15 protein-coding genes are annotated in these 18,361 nt (G+C 57.3%); 8 read left to right on the plus strand and 7 right to left on the minus strand.

The window, feature by feature from the left end:
• Positions 1 to 17 precede the first annotated feature (17 nt).
• A complete protein-coding gene (locus tag AC1IN8_RS08875; RefSeq protein WP_479758648.1) occupies positions 18 to 2,432 on the plus strand; it encodes a YgiQ family radical SAM protein in 2,415 nt (804 codons plus the stop codon).
• 199 nt (positions 2,433 to 2,631) lie between these two features.
• Here AC1IN8_RS08875 and AC1IN8_RS08880 read toward each other — a convergent pair whose 3' ends face one another.
• The 5 genes from AC1IN8_RS08880 to AC1IN8_RS08900 form a co-directional block, all read right to left on the minus strand.
• Entirely contained in the window at positions 2,632 to 3,288 is a 657-nt protein-coding gene (locus tag AC1IN8_RS08880; RefSeq protein WP_479758649.1) for an HNH endonuclease, read from the minus strand.
• Positions 3,281 to 4,651, minus strand: coding sequence for an AAA family ATPase (locus AC1IN8_RS08885; protein ID WP_479758650.1), 1,371 nt, complete (start codon positions 4,649 to 4,651; stop codon positions 3,281 to 3,283). Before AC1IN8_RS08885 ends, AC1IN8_RS08880 begins: the two co-directional genes overlap by 8 nt.
• Before the next feature lie 707 nt (positions 4,652 to 5,358).
• Positions 5,359 to 6,192, minus strand: coding sequence for a hypothetical protein (locus AC1IN8_RS08890; protein WP_479758651.1), 834 nt, complete (start codon positions 6,190 to 6,192; stop codon positions 5,359 to 5,361).
• A 2-nt stretch (positions 6,193 to 6,194) separates the two neighbouring features.
• Positions 6,195 to 7,787: a hypothetical protein gene (locus AC1IN8_RS08895; RefSeq protein WP_479758652.1), complete on the minus strand. Its 1,593-nt coding sequence runs from the start codon at positions 7,785 to 7,787 to the stop codon at positions 6,195 to 6,197.
• 17 nt (positions 7,788 to 7,804) lie between these two features.
• The gene (locus tag AC1IN8_RS08900; RefSeq protein WP_479758653.1) at positions 7,805 to 9,361 is read right to left on the minus strand and encodes an OmpA family protein; all 1,557 of its coding nucleotides are present in this window, start codon (positions 9,359 to 9,361) and stop codon (positions 7,805 to 7,807) included.
• A 670-nt stretch (positions 9,362 to 10,031) separates the two neighbouring features.
• On the opposite strand from AC1IN8_RS08900, the gene AC1IN8_RS08905 reads away from it, so the two are divergent.
• The 4 genes from AC1IN8_RS08905 to aqpZ all read left to right on the plus strand — a co-directional run bounded on the left by AC1IN8_RS08905 (position 10,032) and on the right by aqpZ (position 13,015).
• The gene (locus AC1IN8_RS08905) at positions 10,032 to 10,271 is read left to right on the plus strand and encodes a hypothetical protein (RefSeq protein ID WP_479758654.1); all 240 of its coding nucleotides are present in this window, start codon (positions 10,032 to 10,034) and stop codon (positions 10,269 to 10,271) included.
• Between the two features lie 50 nt (positions 10,272 to 10,321).
• The gene (locus tag AC1IN8_RS08910; protein WP_479758655.1) at positions 10,322 to 11,230 is read left to right on the plus strand and encodes a Gfo/Idh/MocA family protein; all 909 of its coding nucleotides are present in this window, start codon (positions 10,322 to 10,324) and stop codon (positions 11,228 to 11,230) included.
• Positions 11,231 to 11,493: 263 nt separating this feature from the next.
• Complete coding sequence (ruvC, locus tag AC1IN8_RS08915) at positions 11,494 to 12,015, plus strand: crossover junction endodeoxyribonuclease RuvC (protein WP_139438236.1); 522 nt, start codon at positions 11,494 to 11,496, stop codon at positions 12,013 to 12,015.
• Between the two features lie 313 nt (positions 12,016 to 12,328).
• Positions 12,329 to 13,015 carry an aquaporin Z gene (gene aqpZ, locus AC1IN8_RS08920; RefSeq protein ID WP_025327805.1) on the plus strand — a complete coding sequence of 229 codons (687 nt, stop codon included), beginning with the start codon at positions 12,329 to 12,331 and terminating at the stop codon, positions 13,013 to 13,015.
• Between the two features lie 367 nt (positions 13,016 to 13,382).
• On the opposite strand, the gene AC1IN8_RS08925 is transcribed toward aqpZ, so the two are convergent.
• Positions 13,383 to 14,081: a lytic transglycosylase domain-containing protein gene (locus tag AC1IN8_RS08925; RefSeq protein WP_479758759.1), complete on the minus strand. Its 699-nt coding sequence runs from the start codon at positions 14,079 to 14,081 to the stop codon at positions 13,383 to 13,385.
• A gap of 326 nt (positions 14,082 to 14,407) precedes the next feature.
• Between AC1IN8_RS08925 and AC1IN8_RS08930 the strand changes: the two genes are divergently transcribed.
• Positions 14,408 to 14,848: a GNAT family N-acetyltransferase gene (locus tag AC1IN8_RS08930; RefSeq protein ID WP_226989643.1), complete on the plus strand. Its 441-nt coding sequence runs from the start codon at positions 14,408 to 14,410 to the stop codon at positions 14,846 to 14,848.
• Here AC1IN8_RS08930 and AC1IN8_RS08935 read toward each other — a convergent pair.
• A complete protein-coding gene (locus tag AC1IN8_RS08935; RefSeq protein ID WP_161507403.1) occupies positions 14,839 to 15,390 on the minus strand; it encodes a YceB family lipoprotein in 552 nt (183 codons plus the stop codon). The two genes, AC1IN8_RS08930 and AC1IN8_RS08935, sit on opposite strands and share 10 nt — an antisense overlap.
• Positions 15,391 to 15,486: 96 nt before the next feature.
• Between AC1IN8_RS08935 and cls the strand changes: the two genes are divergently transcribed.
• Positions 15,487 to 16,968 carry a cardiolipin synthase gene (cls, locus tag AC1IN8_RS08940; RefSeq protein ID WP_139438243.1) on the plus strand — a complete coding sequence of 494 codons (1,482 nt, stop codon included), beginning with the start codon at positions 15,487 to 15,489 and terminating at the stop codon, positions 16,966 to 16,968.
• A gap of 107 nt (positions 16,969 to 17,075) precedes the next feature.
• The gene (locus AC1IN8_RS08945; protein ID WP_479758657.1) at positions 17,076 to 18,344 is read left to right on the plus strand and encodes a DUF945 family protein; all 1,269 of its coding nucleotides are present in this window, start codon (positions 17,076 to 17,078) and stop codon (positions 18,342 to 18,344) included.
• The last annotated feature ends 17 nt before the right edge of the window (positions 18,345 to 18,361 follow it).

The following is an 18,361-nucleotide window of genomic DNA, read 5'->3' on the forward strand; positions in this document are numbered from 1 at the left end:
TGTTCCAGGTGTTCAAAATGCAGCCGGTTACCCCTCTCTTCTCCTATCCCCGCTACTGGGCCGAGTGCTACGGCACTGCGCCCTTCCTGCCCATGTCCAGAGCGGAGATGGACAAGCTCGGCTGGGACAGCTGCGACATAGTGCTGGTCACCGGCGACGCCTACGTGGATCACCCGAGTTTCGGCATGGCGGTCATCGGCCGCATGCTCGAATCCCAGGGCTTTCGGGTCGGCATCATCGCCCAGCCGGACTGGTCATCGAAGGATGACTTCATGCGTCTGGGCAAGCCGAACCTCTTCTACGGGGTGACCGCGGGCAACATGGACTCCATGATCAACCGCTACACCTCCGACAAGAAGCTGCGCCACGACGACGCCTACACCCCGGGCGACGTGGGCGGCAAGCGGCCGGACAGAGCCACTCTGGTCTACACCCAGCGCTGCAAGGAAGCCTATAAAGAGGTCCCTGTGGTCATCGGCGGCATAGAGGCGTCGCTTCGCCGTATCGCCCACTACGACTACTGGTCCGAGACCATACGCCGCTCCATCCTGCTGGACGCCAAGGCCGACATCCTCATCTACGGCAACGCCGAGCGGCCGCTCATCGAGGTGGCGCACCGCATCGCGGGTGGCGAGACCATCGACACCATGCAGGACATTCGCGGCACCGCCGTCATCCGTCGTGAGCCGCTGCCGGGCTGGCGCGGGGTGGATTCGAGCAAGCTCGACCAGATTGGCCGCATCGATCCCATCATGAACCCCTATATGGAAGGGGCGCCCTGCTCGGACGATGAAGGCACGGCGCCGGTGGAGCAGGAGGCCAAGCCCATCCTGGTGCAGCCCCCCAAGCAGAAACCCTGGGAGAAGACTTACGTCAAGCTGCCGGCGTTCGAGCGGGTGAAGGAAGACAAGGTGCTCTACGCCCATGCGTCGCGCATCCTGCACCACGAGACCAACCCGGGCTGCGCCCGCGCGCTCTCCCAGGCCCACGGCGATCGCATCATCTGGGTCAACCCGCCCGCCTTCCCGCTGGAAACCGACGAGATGGACGGCGTGTTCGGCCTGCCCTACCAGCGGGTGCCGCACCCGGCCTATGGCAACGAGAAGATCCCGGCCTACGAGATGATCAAGACCTCGGTCAACATCATGCGTGGCTGCTTCGGCGGCTGCTCCTTCTGCTCCATCACAGAGCACGAGGGGCGCATCATCCAGAGCCGCTCGGAAGAGTCGATCATCAAGGAAATCGAAGAGATCCGCGACAAGGTGCCGGGCTTTACCGGCGTCATCTCGGATCTCGGCGGCCCCACCGCCAACATGTACCGCTTACGCTGCAAGAGCCCCAAGGCCGAGCAGACCTGCCGCCGCGCCTCCTGCGTCTGGCCGACCATCTGCCCGCACATGGACACCGACCATACCCCGACCATCAACCTCTACCGCAAGGCGCGGGATGTGAAGGGGATCAAGAAGATACTGATCGCCTCCGGGGTGCGTTACGACATCGCGGTGGAAGATCCGCGCTACATCAAGGAGCTGGCCAAGTACCACGTCGGTGGCTACCTCAAGATCGCGCCCGAGCACACCGAAGAGGGTCCCCTCTCCAAGATGATGAAGCCGGGCATGGGCAGCTACTACAGCTTCAAGGAGTTGTTCGACAAGTATTCCAAGGAGGCGGGCAAGCAGCAGTACCTGATCCCCTACTTCATCTCCGCCCACCCGGGCACCACGGATGAAGACATGGTAAACATGGCGCTCTGGGTCAAGACCAACCGCTTCAAGCTCGATCAGGTGCAGAACTTCTACCCGTCGCCGCTGGCCAACGCCACCACCATGTATTACACCGAGAAAAACCCCCTCAACAAGGTGAGCCGCCAGGGCGGGGACGTGTTCGTGGTGAAGGGGGAGCGTCGCCGTCGCCTGCACAAGGCGCTGCTGCGCTACCACGATCCGGCCGGCTGGCCGATGATCCGCGAAGCCTTGCTGGAGATGGGCAAGGGCCACCTTATCGGCAACGGCCCCGACTGCCTGGTGCCGCCGGAAGGCCGTGGCGAAGCCAAGGCCGAGCGCAGCCGCAACAAGGGCCTCAAGCCTGCCCTGACTCGTCACAGCAATATCGTGCATCAGCGTGGGAATGGGGCTGGCAAGGGCGCCTCTGCCGGTAAGGGCGCAGTGGCTGTCGCCTCGCAAGGCAAGGCTCGCAACGACACCCCTAAGGGCAGCAAGGCGGGCAATGGCAAGCCAGTAGGCTCCCAGCTCAGCAAAGGGGCTGGCAACGGCAAACCTACCGCGCAGGGCGCAGGTCAGGGCAAACCCGCAGGGCAGGGGAAGCCCGTGCACAAGGGTAAAGCCCCGACTCGCGCTGGCTCAGCCAAACCGGCAGCCCAGGGCGGCAAGCCTGCGGCCAAAGGGAATGGCGCCAAGCGACCGGCAAGGTGATGTTTGCTGATTGGAAAGCGATAGAAATAAAAAGGCGACCGAATGGTCGCCTTTAATATATATGCTTGTGGATTGACACTTAACCTCACGAGGGACAATAAATAGGTGGAAAAAGTTTGTATTTTCCACTCTTTAATTAACGTTATTTTTTTGAGATAGATAAAAATACGAAAATATATTTCGGAGGTGGTTGTTTTTATTATAATCGTATCAACATACGTTTCAAGGCATCTAATGCGCGATGTTTATCAATGGTATCCACTGACTCCAAATAAGTATTCATCTGTTCTGATATATCATCCTCGTTAATGCAATCTTGTTCCCATCCGAATTCATGCAAATGGCGATTTAACTTGCAAGCACCAATGGTGAAATGTCCTTTAACGCTTAAGTCCACATAATAGCCATTGAAAATAACAATGTGTTCATCATATTTGTCAAAATGAGGATGAACGACTTTAAATGCATTTGAGGAGCGAGGGTATTGAATCCGTTGATCTCCATTTACAATGGTATCAGGAACCTCATTTAAAACTTCTTGCTCTCTTTTTATTTCATTGCAATCCGCACAAACCACACAAAGATTTTTCGGTTCAAATATAAAATTTAAATATTTTGATTTTGGTGCAATATGTTCTACATGGCAATTACTGGCAGATCTTAGTGACACTGGATTTTGACAGTATGAACATTTTCCTAATTGCACTTCTCTATAATGATTACGGACAGCCTGACGCAATGGGAGTAAGGAGTCATCTCCCCAGCATTCATGGCTAAATCCATTGTCAGATAATTTTTCAGCTATTAATGTGAATATTTCAGCCGAAAAAACCACACATGAATTAATATCAGCCATAGCGACTAAACATCTCTTTTAATGCAATGATTAAACCATGTAATGGATCTTCAAGATTAATTAAATGATGGTTTTCAATCAAAAAAGAATAGTTCTCTATATCGACTTCATCAAATTTTTTTCGCCGGCTAACTTTACTGAAAATATTTAAAGCTATTCGATTTAAATATTCATTTTTAAAACCTGGAGTTTTGAAAATTTTTGCTAGTTGATAATCTGCTGATTTGTTGACAAAGTCATCTGCGCTATTTACTTCACCATCTTCCATTGACATTATATAACAATTATCTGCTTTCAGATTAGCGATGATTTGAGGTGAGTGAGTCGCAATTAAAAACTGACAAGACTTATAATGTTCAAAAGTGGACATTAGCAACTCTATATATTTTTCTTGCCACTCTGGGTGTAAACACACTTCTGGTTCATCAATACAAATTAAGCTATTATCCACAATTTGACTAGCTATCCCCAAAAAGCTCATTACAACAGATTGTTCTCCTGAGCTAGCATCACTAATTCTGACTCTTTGGTAAAACTCTTTCTTCTCTAGAGTCACATCTCTCAACCTGGCAAATCCAGATTGAATTAAAAACAGAAAATCACTATTAATATGATATAAGCTATCAATCACTTTGATACCATAGCGAGATATTTCAACATCGAATCTTGGTTTGTTAGTTGTATGGACAACTCTTTCAAAGCATTTTAAAGCCTCATCAATTCTATCAGAATAAAATCTGTTTTCAGATCCTAAAAAAAACTCATGATTAACATTATTAGATGGACTGGACCTTATAAAGTCAAGCAATTCTTGTTGGGGGTTGTTTGAATACAAAATCTCTTCCATTTTTCTTATGGAGGGAGACATATGAAATCTGGCCTCAATAAAGGCAGAATATCCTAAGTAGTTTAATACAATAGCTATGCAGTCAGCCCTTTTAGGATCATTCAATATTGACTCTATTAATGATTTTATAATTCTTGACATATACGATAGCCCCAAATTATTACTTGGGAGTCCTCTAAGTCCTAGATAACTATATCGGTTATTCGAGCTGTAGTTTCTAGGGATAGGAAATTTATCAAATGGGCTAGTAGATATTGCAATTATTTTCTCAGGAATAAAACTCATATCAATATAACCACGAGGGAAAGAAGCTACCCTTGTGGTTATATCTCTTTGGAAAGAATAATCATCATTTCGTCCATCCATCAGTTCAGTAATGATATTTCTCAACAACCGACTCTTACCAGTTCCATTTTTACCAACAATAACAGTATAAATACTATCTCCATCAAGACCAGAGTAGTAATCGTTAGTAAAGTCAAATTTCATAAAATCTGAAATATAGCTTTTAATCATGTCGCTCTCAGTTTTATTGTCATTAATTTGTGCCTTATATTATCTCGTATGTCTGACTTCGTAAGCGCAGTACTTACCTACACTATCAATTAACACCTCAGTTTACACCCGAGTGGACCCTAATGTTTACAGTGAAAATTCATTTTTACATTCGGTAGGCTGATCTACACCACCCAATTTTTAATTCGCTCTATCAGATATGATGACTTTTACTTGTTGGGCTTCGCGCTCCTCGCCAAACTTCTATCTACAAAAATACGCTACCGCCCGTGGATTACAGCTTCCAAAATGCTCCATTGACCAGCGAGGGCAGCAACCCATCGCAGTTCAACAGGTTCTGGATGGCTATGGTAAGTCAAACGAAGCTGAGCCAGTGAGCACAAAACGGAGGCAACCATCAGGAAGTCATCGTTTTTTGAGCCAGGTCATCAAAGCGCGTAAGCAGGTGCGATAAAGGCGGGCAAGCTGGTGTGGCTTTCGGCCTATGGGGAAGGGAGGGGTTGGATGATGGCCTCCCTTGCGGAGCTTTTGTGAGAGTCGACAAATATGGGGTGCCCACCTCTTGATCACATGATCAACCCTGATGCCAGGCGGCTGGCTCGCCGATATCTCGAATATGGGCAGCGTTGGAAAGAACAAGGGCGACCAGATGGTCGCCCTTGATGTTATGAGGTTGAAGCGCGAGGCTCGCCCTTGAATATCACTCTTTATTGCAAATCTGTGCTCAGGCTGGGGGCACCGAAGTTCACCAGACTGGCATGGGAGTGCTCGAAGTACTGTGACCAGAAGTCACCGAGGGCATCCATGGTCTTACCGGAACGATAGGCGTGTTTCACCGCGTCGGTCACCAGCCCGGCCCCCGTGACATAGACGCGAGCCCCTTGCAGATCGGCAAACAGCCCCTTGCTCTTGGCCTGCTTGAGCTCCTCACCGACATTGAGCTGCTTGATCTTGTTGGTGGCATAGAAGCTGGTGTAATCGGAGTGTTCCAGCATGTCCGAAATAAGGAACACGACCCGATCGTTGACGCCTTGCTCGGCCTTCATATCCTCGCCCACCTTTCGCAGCGAGTTCATGATCTCGCTCTTGGGGATGTCTTGGCGGGCATCACGCAGCGCTTTCACGAACTGTTTGCCAAAGCCGTTACGAAAGACTTTCGTCTGTGTCGCCAGGCAGCTGTCCAGACTGCGCAATTTGCGCATGTTGACATCGTCCCGGATCTCTCCGTTCAGCGGCATATCCAGTTGCCCCGCGTAGGCCAGGCGAAGGTACTCGCCAGGCAGGAAGGCGGAGAAGGTATAGAGCTTGACGCGATCACCGGCCTGCACGAACCGTTCGATCTGCCCCCAGCTGCTGCGTTGCAGATCGTCGGGCATCGGAATGGTCTGGTCGATGATGACCACCAGCTCGCGACCTGTGCCCGCGGGCTTGATGTCGGTCAGGCCATTGCGCTCATAGCAGCTCTGTATGTCGTTACGGTCGGCGGCCAAGGCTGCGAAAGGCAGCGTCAACGCCAGTAGTAATACCTGGGTGATCTTCACGGTTAGGCACTCTGCTTGGTGGGGAAGAGGCCCAGGGTCTTGAGGGCCATCTGCTGTTCACGGATATCGCGCAACTGCGCTTCGTCCACCCCCAGCGCGCGGCTGGCCGCGGCCAGGCTCTCTTCGGGCAGGCCTGTGACATCATGGAAATCGGCGGCCTTGACGACAGATCCGGCCTGGCCAGGGGCATCTGTGGTGGACGGGTGCGCCGCCTCTGCCTGAGCAACTGCCGGTTGCACGGCAGGCGCCGGCTCGGCTTGCACAGTCTGTGCTGCCTGAGGCACCTGAGGGGTTGGCTTGGGTGGCACAGTGTCCGCTTTGTACTCGATAAAGGCCAGGAAGTTACGATGGGCGGATTTCTCCCCCTCCAGCGCACCCAGCACACCTGAGTTGGTGTGGTCACGGCTCGACAGCAGGGTCTGCAAGCGGCGGAGCTTGTCATCGGCATGGCTGGCGATGGCGGTGCGTTGCTGGTCCATGGCGTCCAGCATCTCCTCGGCGGTCGCGTATTCGTGAGTCAGACGCCAGGCAGTCTGTGAGTGAGTACCGGCAAAGTAGTATTTGCTGGCAAGCCAGATGCTGATCCCCTGGATGGCGATGTAGATGAGCGACAGCATGACGTAGGTGGTCAGGCTGGCCTCACGGATGGCCTGCATCTTGTCGTCGATGGTGGCCTCTTCCGCCTCGCTGTTGATTGCCTGGGACTCCTCCGGCAGATCAAAGGGGGACGCCATGCTGCTGTCGCTCTGTGCCGTCGCCTCTGCGCGCATGCTGTTCACCATCTCGGTCTCTATGCTGTCGAGGGTGGCTGAACGGACCACGAAGGCACCAACGGCCATGCAGCTGACAAATACAGCGCAGACAATCAGCCAGACAAACTTGCGGGTAACCCCCGAGTTCACATCTTTCAGCCGTGCCAGCAGCTGTTCATAGTCGGGTTTGTCAGAGTCCGAGAAGGAGTCTTCCAGATTGATGGCCTTGTTTGCCTTGAGGGTACGAGAGCGTTTGGAAGGCTCTTCCCCCTGCCACCAGTGGCGGGCGCGGGCGATCAGGCTGTTGTGATGCAGGGAGTGACCGGCCACTTCGGCGAAGAACGCCGATGCGACGGCGAGCAGCAGTGCCGTACCTGCCGTCAGCAGGTGACGGTCATTGGTTGACGCGTCCATGTTCATCCAGCCTGCGAGCACGTAGGCAAACCCCATTGCCTCGACCAGCACCAGTACCAGCACCAGGGCAAGTACCCACGCCGGACGCGGGGAGCGACCAGCCTCTCCTGCCTTGGCCAGGTAGTCGAGGGAGGCATTGTAGGCATCCGGCCCCTTCAGGTGCTTCTTGTACTCGCGGTAGTACACATTCGACAGGGTGACTTCATGGTTGATCCAGCCATCACCATCGACCGAGGCGGGTTTGCGCGCGAGGCGAGCCACAGTGCCGATCAGAGGCAGGCTGTGCCATACCCGGATCAGGAAGTAGGAGACATTCTCCCAATGCCGCCACACCACAACGGCGCTGATGAGGAATGAAATAATGCCAACGGTCAGCATCTGGTTGGCGAGGATCAGCGCTTTGAGCGCTGCTAAAGAAAAGTCTTCCACTAAGTTTCTCCGTTTTCTTATTTGGAATGGGTGGCGGGAATGGGCATGTAGGAAGCCACATAAGCCTCGGAACCTGCCGGATAGAACAGAGCTCCCTGGCTGACTTTGGCGTTGCCTTTACTGAACACGAGATCCATGCAGGAGACGGGCGCCTTGGGATCGCTGGTGAAGACGCGGTAAAGCACTTCACTCTCGCCCTCGTAGGTGTTGGCCACCGCCTTGAGGGTTTGGGCCTTCTTCTTGCTTGAGGATTGGTATCCCTGAACAACTTGCAGGATCGGCTGGCGATCGACCTTGGCGCTATCTCGCAGGATGGAAACCGGAGAGACAGTCACCAGGTGGCCGTTGACGGTATTGGCCCAGACGCGATTGTTGTAGCCGGGCATGTACTCCTTGGTGGCATGGCGTGCGAGGGGCTTGTCGTCTGCCATGCTCAGCACCTGGCCCGCACTGCGCGGCTTATCCGCCTCACAGCTCGACATCGGCATGTCGCTCGCGTAGGCGCTGCTGATCAGCGCAAAGCCGCTCGCCTTGGGCTTGATGTTCTGGGCCATGTTCCACTGATAGGTGTCGGCAGGCTTGCCGCCGAAATCCACCGCAGCCTTGGCGTTGGGCGAAGTCTTGACTGTGTTGGTGTCAGGTGCGCTCTGTTTGGCCGTGGCTTGACGAGGGGTGGTTTTCGACGTGGCAGCCACCTTGCTTGCACTGCTTGCGGACTGGGCCGCGGGTTTGGCCGCAGCCACACGAGGCTTGGCAGCATCTGAAGCGCCATAACGCAGATATCTGGTGTTGCCCTCTTCGGATTGGGCCCGCATCACCAGAGCCTGCTCGTTCGCGAGTTCAACGATCTCGACCCGGCGATTCTGACCGCGCAGCAAGGGGTCACTGTTGTCTGCGATGGGGCGCGAAGAGCCCGCTCCTTGGTAATAAATGGAAGTGGCCGGGATCCCCGCTTTTACCAGGACCTTGCCGACAGCCCTGGCCCGTTGCTCGGAGAGTTTCAGGTTGAATTCTGCAGGGCCGGTCGCATCGCTATGACCTACCAGGAGAATGCGGCGCTCTTGACGCTCAGTGGATGCCTCGGCTTGAGTGGCGGCAGGGGGGTTGGCATACACCTGAGCCAGTTTGGTCACCACCCGTTGACCGCTTTCCGTCAGTTGGTCAGAACCAATGGCGAACATGCCCGAATCGGGTATCTGGGCAACCAGACCCGCATTCTGAGGCACATTGGTCGCAACCGCGGGCTCGGCAAGGGTCAGCTGCTCGGTGGTGATCTTGAGATTCTCTTCCTTCGCGATACGGTCAAGCTCTTGCAGCCGGGATTGCCATACATAGCCTGCTGCACAGCCCAATACGCCGCCAATGGCTAGCCCTGCGACGGCCCCTTTTTGCCCGTTAAGAGCGTAACCCGCTGCCCCACCTGCGATCATGCCTGCGCCACAGAGCACGGGCATACCATAATCTTTGCCGATGTCATTGACCGTCGATTTGAAACTCTGCATCTGCTGAGAGCTGCAACCAACGGCAGCAATCAATACACAGCTGAGGGGCGCAAGACGAAACGATTTATCCATAGCTATTCCTTGCCATTCTTATTTAATGCCGAGATTCAGGCATGCAAAAAATGCGCAGAGAAAGTGATTTCTCAATACGCGGTAAAATAATCGACGATTATTGACATGAAAGGCATTAGTGGTGAGTTTTTATGAATATCAGCCACAACGCTCTAATTCTCGTAAATAACGGCTTCCTGTTTGCCCTATTTGTCAGCTGAGGCAATCGCCCAGGTAGTTGAATAGGTATCGAGTGGCAATGATAAGCCAAACGAGGCTGATCAAGCGAGCGTAAAAATGATGCAACCATCAGAAAAACATCGTTTTTTAAATTATGTTACCAAGCTGTTTCTTTCTCGGTGATAACGGGAGGCGAGTGGTTGTCAGGCTGCATCCGAGGGGGAGATCTGCCGTTGTGCCGTATTGGATCGCGGCATGGCAAGACGGGGAAGAGGCGATGGCATCTGGCATCATTATCGCGATGCGTCGGCGAAAAAATATGCATCAACAGGATAAAACATGGCATTGATCGCAGTTGGTGAATTAATTATCGAGAAGGGATGTCGAACCGTAGCGGCGTTGATATCTTGTGCTGCCGGATAATATCGATAAAGGGAGCGGCTGTATGTTTGCCTCTCTTGTAAATCCTTCACGAACACTTCAGCAGGCTTATCTGCATTGGGAGAGATAAATGGCGGTTAAGGTCAGATCCAGAAGAGAGAAGATGGGCAGCGGGCTCGGGCTGGTGATCGGGATCATTGCCTTCAACCTCATGGTGCCCCTGCTGTTTAAGAAGCAGGCGAACTTTGATTTCAACCAGCTGCTCTGGGCTGCGGTCAGCGCCATGCTCTGTTCCGAGTTGGGGGCCAGAGTGGGCAAATGGCTGGATGCCAGAGAGCAGGCCAAGGGGCTCTCGAAAGAGCTCGAATAGAAAGCGGCGGATGTTACCCTGTGCCATCGCACTCATGACAAGGAGTTCCCATGCGCATTGCCCTGATTGGCCTGGGTGATATCGCCCAGAAGGCCTATCTGCCGCTGCTCGCGAGCGACGAGCGGATCACCCCGCTGCTCTGCACCCGCAGCCCTCAAGTGCTCGGCAAGCTGGCCCGCCAGTACCGTATAGCCGAGTGCTTTACCGAGGTGGATGCGCTGCTAGGGAGCCGCCCGGACGCCGTGATGATCCACGCCGCCACCGCCGTGCATGGCAAACTGGCTGAGCAGTGTCTGCGCGCCGGCATTCCCACCTTTGTCGACAAGCCGCTCTGTGACAACGCAGCCGAAGTGGAGGCGCTTGCCGACCTCGCCCTGGCGCAGGATTGCCCGCTGTTTGTGGGCTTCAACCGCCGCTATTTGCCCGCCATGGCCGCCGCCCGGGCGCAGCCGCTTACCGAGCTCCACTGGCAAAAGCACAGACACGCGCTGCCGGGGCTGCCGCGCCAGTTCCTGTTCGACGACTTTATCCATGTGCTCGACAGCCTCTGCTGCTATGGCGGCATGCCAGGCGGGGAGCTGCATGCGGTAATGAGGCGCAGCAGTCAGCAGCCCGGGCTGCTGGCCGGGGTGAGCGTCGCCTGGCAGAGCGGGCAGGCGGCGGTGAGCGGCAGCATGAACCGCAGCGCCGGTCTCACCGAGGAGCGCATCGACGCCTATGGGGACAACCTCTCCCTGCATATCGAGAACTGCACCCGGGGCACCCTGGCCCAGGACAAGGTGGTGCAGACCCTGGCCCCCGATGATTGGCAGCCGGTGCTGGCAAGCCGGGGTTTTGTCGCCATGCTGGCCCACTGGTATCAGCAAATTGAAACGGGCAGGGCCGATGGGGGACTTATCGAGAGCTATCTGCACAGCCACCGGCTGGCGGAGCGACTGGTTGAGCTGGCGGGGGAGTGAGCCCGGCTCGCCCTTCCCATGGGCCGCCGATGGAGTGCAGGGGTGAGAAAACAACCAGAGTACTGTACAAGATGACGCATCCCTGCGCGGTTGACCGGGGAGGGCGCCGCCGCGCGAGCCAAGGGGGCGCTTGTTTGCTATCTTGGCGCCCATGAAAGACCTGCAGAGCAACAGAGTGTGATGAGCAACGTTTCGCAAATGGCACCTGGCCTGCCACGGGCCCGTGATGAGCGCCCGGTCGCGGCGGACAAGGTGATCCCTTCATGAGCATTATTCTGGGCATAGACCCCGGTTCGCGGATCACCGGCTACGGCGTCATCCGCATCGTCTCCGGCAAGGCGGAGTACCTGGGCTCGGGCTGCATCCGCACCGACCTGGGCGAGCTGCCGTCACGCCTCAAGCAGGTGTATGACGGGGTGAGCGAGATCATCACCCAGTTCAAGCCGGACGAGTTCGCCATCGAGCGGGTCTTTATGGCCCGCAACGCCGACTCGGCGCTGAAGCTAGGTCAGGCGCGGGGCAGCGCCATCGTCGCGGCGGTCAACGCCCTGCTGCCGGTGAGCGAATACTCGGCGACCCAGATCAAGCAGGCGGTGGTGGGCACGGGCGGGGCGGCCAAGGAGCAGGTGCAGCACATGGTGACCCATCTGCTCAAGCTCTCTGCCACTCCCCAGGCGGATGCGGCGGATGCCCTCGGGGTGGCGCTCTGTCACTTCCACACCCGCCAGAGCCTCATCAAGATGGCGGGACGTGCCACCGGCTCGGTACGTGGCCGTTACCGCTGATCCCTGGCGGGCTCTGGAAGGACGCCCATAGTGCCTGGCACCACCCTGTTGCCAGGCGTGCTGTTCTCAAAAGCGCTGATTGGGTCACAACCTGTCGCACGGTCAGGGGGGACTCTGATGAGAAGTGGGGACGGCGCGGGAGAGGAAGCTCCCACTGAATCAACAACTTGTGATATGCATCACACATTTTGCGTAAAATAAGCCAGCTTCGTCTTATGCCACCACACTCCCATAATATGGCGCCTGTTGAATAGCAGTGTCCGTATGAGCCTTTTCCAGGCTCCTGTTCTAGTCATCATCGGGAGATATGAGAGTGAAACCATTTGCAGCTGAATTTATGGGCACCTTCTGGCTGGTGCTGGGGGGCTGTGGCAGTGCCGTGCTGGCTGCCGCTTTCCCGAATGTGGGGATAGGCCTGCTGGGTGTGGCCCTGGCGTTCGGTCTGACCGTGTTGACCATGGCCTTCGCCATAGGTCACATCTCTGGTTGTCACCTGAACCCGGCCGTGACCCTGGGTCTGTGGGCCGGTGGCCGTTTCCCGGCATCGGGCGTAGTGCCTTACATAGTGGCTCAAGTCCTTGGCGGGATTGCGGCGGGCGGCGTGCTCTATGTGATCGCCAGCGGCCAGGCCGGGTTTGACGTGAGCGCCGGCTTTGCCTCCAACGGTTATGGTGAGCACTCACCGGGCGGTTACAGCCTGCTGGCGGCACTGGTGTGTGAAGTGGTGATGACCGGCTTCTTCCTGTTCGTCATCATGGGGGCCACCGACAGCCGTGCACCGGCGGGCTTTGCCCCCATCGCCATCGGTCTGTGCCTGACCCTTATCCACCTCATCAGCATTCCGGTGACCAACACCTCGGTGAACCCGGCGCGCAGCACGGGTGTGGCGCTCTTTGTGGGTGACTGGGCCGTCAGCCAGCTCTGGCTGTTCTGGGTCGCTCCCATCGTCGGTGCCATTCTGGGGGCATTGGCCTATCGCGTGATCGCCACCAAAGAGTGAGCTGTTACTGAACTACGTGTGGTATCGACACGCCTGAGGGCGTGTTTTTTTGTTTCTGGAGGGCAGCGAAACCGGGATGACCCCGGTTTTATCTGTTTTCTAAAGAGAAAAGGAGGGGCTTATAACCCCCGGGCGCTCAGCATCTCTTTATAGCGCTGGTGCAGCAGCTTGACCCGTGCCACATAGGCCCGGGTTTCGGCCATGGATGGGGGGGATGCCGCCGTGCTTGTTCTTGCACAGGGCTTACAGGCCCCGGGCGCTCAGCATCTCTTTATAGCGCTGGTGCAACAGCTTGACCCGTGCCACCTAGGCCCGGGTTTCGGCAAGGATGGGAGGGGATGCCGCCGTGCTTGTTCTTGCACAGGGCTTACAGGCCCCGGGCGCTCAGCATCTCTTTATAGCGCTGGTGCAACAGCTTGACCCGTGCCACATAGGCCCGGGTTTCTGCATAAGGCGGTATGCCACCGTGTTTTTGCACCGCACCGGCCCCGGCGTTGTAGGCGGCCGTGGCCAGGGCGACGTTGCCGTCATACTGCTTGAGCAGCCCCGCCAGGTATTTCACCCCGCCGAAGATGTTCTGCTCCGCCAGCAGGGCATTGCCGACCCCGAGCTCGCGGGCGGTCGCCGGCATCAGCTGGGTCAGCCCCATGGCCCCCTTGCGGGACACAGCGAGGGGGTTGAAGGCGGATTCGGCGTGGATCAGCGCCCGGATGAGGGCGGGCTCCACCTGATAGGTCTTGGCCGCCGCCGTGATGGTGCTGGCATAGTCGTAGAGGAAGAGGCCGGTGGTGCGCCAGTTGACCCTGGAGGCGGGATCGCAGGCGTAACAGTCGTTGAACAGCAGCAGCTCGTAATGACCTTGCTCCGGCATCATGTCGGAATAGCGTACCACACCATTCTTTTGCACCGATTTGTAGACCTGGATCTGGCGAGTGGCGGGGACCGATGCGGGCTCTGCCACCCTGGGTGACGGGATCGACTCGGATGTCAGGACCACCACCTCGGCCGGTGGCGGCGTCTGACTCCAGGCACTGAGGGGGAACAGCGAAATGGCTCCCAGCAACATCCATGCTTTCAACGGCTTGCTCCTTAAGCCTTGTTAGCCACGTTGAGTAAAGCATCCGGGGCGAGGCAGAACAAGGGCCCCGGCGACGAGTCGCAAGAAAAGCCCGGGCAGAGGGCGCCAATAGCCCCCCGAGGTGGATGACGCAGCCCCGCAAGGGGCAATGGATGGCGGCGCAACTCCCCAGCTGGCTATTGGCTTTTTTGTAAGTTAAAGGCGTGTTATCTTGCTGTTGCTCCACTCTGGCCTGATCTCTTCGTGGGGCCGGTTGATAGGGCAAGAGAGGGCCAGGTGGCCAGAGCGAAATGGGTATGATAAGCAGGCGGGCGATGGAGCTCAGATTCGAAGAGTACTGTGATGCGGATCTTTCCCTGATCAGGGATTATTACGAGACGACGTTTTCCCACTATGTACCGGATCTGGCCGAGCGGATCTTCGTGGTACGTGATGCCCATTGGCTGGTGGGGGCCGTGCGCCTGCGCGACGAACAGGACTATTACCACCTGTGCGGTTTCCGGCTGTTGCCGCACTACCAGTCACTGGGGCTGGGGTCCCGGTTGCTGCAGCATGCCTGCAGCGATCTGCTGGACAAACCCGTGATCTGCCACGCCTTGCCCTTCGAGAAACCCTTCTACCTCAAGGCGGGCTTTGCCCACCTTCCCCTGCATGAACTCGACGGACCGCTTCATACCCTCTATCACCAGCAGCGCGAACAGGGTTACCAGATCGAGCTGCTGGTGCGTCAGGCGACGGCCCCTGTCTACAACTGATCCTTCGGCTTGGTCAGCAGGCGGATCTTGCCCGGTGACAGCTCCAGCCCCAGCAGATTCTCCTTGAGCCAGGCCTGGTTGGGATCCTTGTCGTCGAGCTTGTAGACGGGCTGGGTCTCCAGCCGCTTCTCCATGCTCTGCAGCAGCATCCTCAGCATGAAACCGAACTTCTGCTCCGCCGCCGCCGGCTCCAGCTTGTAGTCAATCAGCTTCATGTTGTCGAGGAAGAGCGCGCTCTGGGCCTTGTCGTAACGGGGTCTGGCCTCATAGGTCATGTTCAGCAGCGCGTCGTACTGGGTCTGGTCCGGCAGGGAGATCTTCAGTTTCCCCTTGCCAAAGACCCTGGCGGTATCCGGACTCTGGCGACCGATCTGGACATCGCTCTGCTCGAGCTGGACATGGGCCTTGATGATGCCGGGCAACTCCAGCTGTTTGTCGACTTGCACCTGGGATTGCAGGTACTGGTTTATCTGTTGCTCATTGATGTCATATGAGCCTTGACCTAGCATGGCCAGACTCAGCAGCATAGATTGCAGGATCATGCTAACGACCTGATAGAATGGGTTTGTCCCACAGCATACCATTGTGGCCCTGCGGGATCTGCCCATGCCCTTTGTCCATTACACCAAGGAGTCGTCTTGCTCGACGGTCTGGAATACGACATTCAGTTGCTGTTCTCCCGCTTTCTTGGCTGGCTGTTACTGTTGTTTCACACCGTGATAGTGGCGGGGATCTCCCTGCGAGTGGTGATGAAGCGGCGCCCCATCGGCGTCTCCCTCGCCTGGCTGGCGCTCATCTATGCCATCCCCTTCGCCGGGGTCGGCTTCTATGTGCTGTTTGGGGAGATACGGCTCGGCCGCAAGCGGGCCGAACGCGCCCAGGCCATGTATCGCCCTTATGCCATCTGGATCCGTCAGCTCGCCCGCCTCTTCCCTCAGCACTGCTGCGAGGTGGGCAGCAAGGCGCGCCCGCTCCATGATCTGATCCAGGGGCGGCTGGCCATGCCCATGCTCTCGGGCAACCGGATGACGCTGCTGCACAAGCCCGACACCATCATTCAGGAGATAGTGCGCGACATTCGCGGCTCCTCCCAGTCCTGCTACCTGGAGTTCTACATCTGGCATCCCGGCGGGGATGTGGACGCCGTGTGCGAGGCCCTTGTCGAGGTGGCGGCGCGCGGCGTGGATTGTCGCGTGTTGCTCGATTCCGTCGGCAGCAAGACCTTCTTCCGCTCCCCATGGCCGAAGTCGCTGCGCGCGGCCGGGGTCAAGGTGGTGGAGGTGCTGCCGGTGGGGGCCTGGCGCATTCCGTTCCAGCGCCAGGACTTGCGCATGCACCGCAAGCTGGTGGTGATAGATGACAGGGTCGGTTACACCGGCTCCATGAACATGGTGGATCCCCGCTTCTTCAAGCAGGATGCCGGTGTCGGTCAGTGGGTCGACATCATGATTAGGGTGCAGGGCCCCGTGGTGCCTCTGATGTGGTCCACCTTCGTCTGGGACTGGGAGATGGAGACCGGCGAGCGGCTGCTCGACAGCCTGCAGCACGAACCCGAGGCCTGGCCGCAAACCAACTATCGGGCCCAGCTCATTCCCTCCGGCCCCTTCGTCGGCGGTGACTGCATCCAGCAGAGCCTGTTGCTGGCCATCTATCAGGCGCGCCACCACCTGGTGCTGACCACCCCCTATTTCGTACCGGACGATCCCCTGGCGGCGGCGCTCTCCTCGGCGGCGGCGCGGGGGGTGCTGGTGCAGCTGGTGCTGCCGGCGCGCAACGACTCCCTGATGGCCAACCACGCGAGCAACTCCTTCATGGAGGATCTGCTGGCGGCCGGGGTCGAAATCTACCGCTATGATGCCGGTCTGCTGCACACCAAGAGCGTGCTGGTGGACGACGACTTCGCCCTGGTGGGCACGGTCAATCTCGACAGACGCAGCCTCTGGCTCAATTTCGAGATCACCCTGCTCATCGACAACCCGGTGTTTGTTGCCGAGATGAATCAGCTGGTGCAGGGCTACATGCTGGAGGCGACCCCCATGTCGCTGACCCAGTGGCGGGCCCGCCCCTGGTACAAAAAATTGCTGGAGAACATCTTCTACCTGTTCAGCCCCTTGCTGTGACAGTCGAGAATGGGCCATGAGCCGGGATCTGGCTTGCTTGTGTTCCCATACTCCCCGTAGAGTGCGCCTAGGCACCCGCCATAGAAAAATCAGGAGTAAGAGAGCAGATGAAAAAGACAGTGGCCATGGCTGCCGGAGCGGCATTGGTGGTGGGTGGGCTGGGCGCCTGCTGGTACACGGGCAATGCCTTCGATCGCATCCTGGGGGAGCAGATCGCCAGGGCCAAGCAGGAGAGCGGCGTCGAGATCACCTGGTTGCCCACCAGCGAGAACCTGTTCACCCGTGATGGGGTGCTCAAGGTGGTGGTGACACAGGAGACGCTGGCGAGTTTCGATCCCCAGATGGCGGGAAGCGACCCCATCGAGCTGCAGCTGCGCGTCAACAGCCGCCTGCTGCCGCTCTATATCAAGAGCAACATGCTGCTCGACACCTCGGCGGGAACCCTGGCCCCGGTCTTCACCGCCCTCGGCATGCAGCAATGGCAGCTTGGCCTGGAGTCGGCCAGCAGCCTCTGGACCATGAGCAACAGCTCCCGTTTCTGGGCCAGCGACTTCAAGGTCAAGGAGGGGCTCAACGAGTTCAGCTTCCTGCCACTGAGCGGGGATTATCGCGGGGATCTCGATGGCAATGGTCACCTGGTCTTCCAGTGGCTGGGCATGACGGTCCACGATGCGCAGAGCAAGATGGATCTGGCCCTGGCGGATCTCAAGGGCAGCGCCGACATGGCCGAGATCAGCGGCATCTGGCTCTCTCCTAACAGCGAGATGACGCTGTCCGCCCTCTCCTTGCAACTGCCGGAGAGCGTCAAGCTCTCGTTGCAGGGGGTCAGCACCAACACCCAGCTGGCGGGGGACGATGCCCAGACCCTCTCCAGCCGTTATCAGATGAAGGTGGCGACCCTCAATCTGGAGAACGAGAGCGACAGCCTGGCGCTGACCCAGGGAAGTCTGGATCTGGCGCTCAAGGGGCTGGATCTGGAGGGCTATCAGACCCTGCAGGAGGCCAGCAGCCAGCGGGTGGACGAGGCGGTTATCCAGCAGGCGCTGGACAAGATGCTGCAACGGGGCGCCACGCTGGAGCTGACCGATCTCAGCGCCCAGCTCAACGGCGAGCCCGTCAGCCTGAAAGGGGAGGCCAAGCTGGCGCCAACGACCCTGGCACAGTTGATGGGAAGCGAGGAGGGGATGCAGGCCCTGTCCGGGCTGCTCAATGCCAGTCTCGGCGACCAGCTGGGCAAGGCGGTGCCGCAGCTGGCGCCCATGCTGGCCCAGTTCACGGCCCTGGGTTATCTGAAGGCGGAACCGGCGCACCTCAATGCCGAGCTCAAGCTCGACAAGGGAGTGGTCACCATCAACGGTCTGCCCCTGCCTCAATAAGCGCAGGCAGACGAAAA

Source organism: Aeromonas sp. 130281, assembly GCF_056642115.1.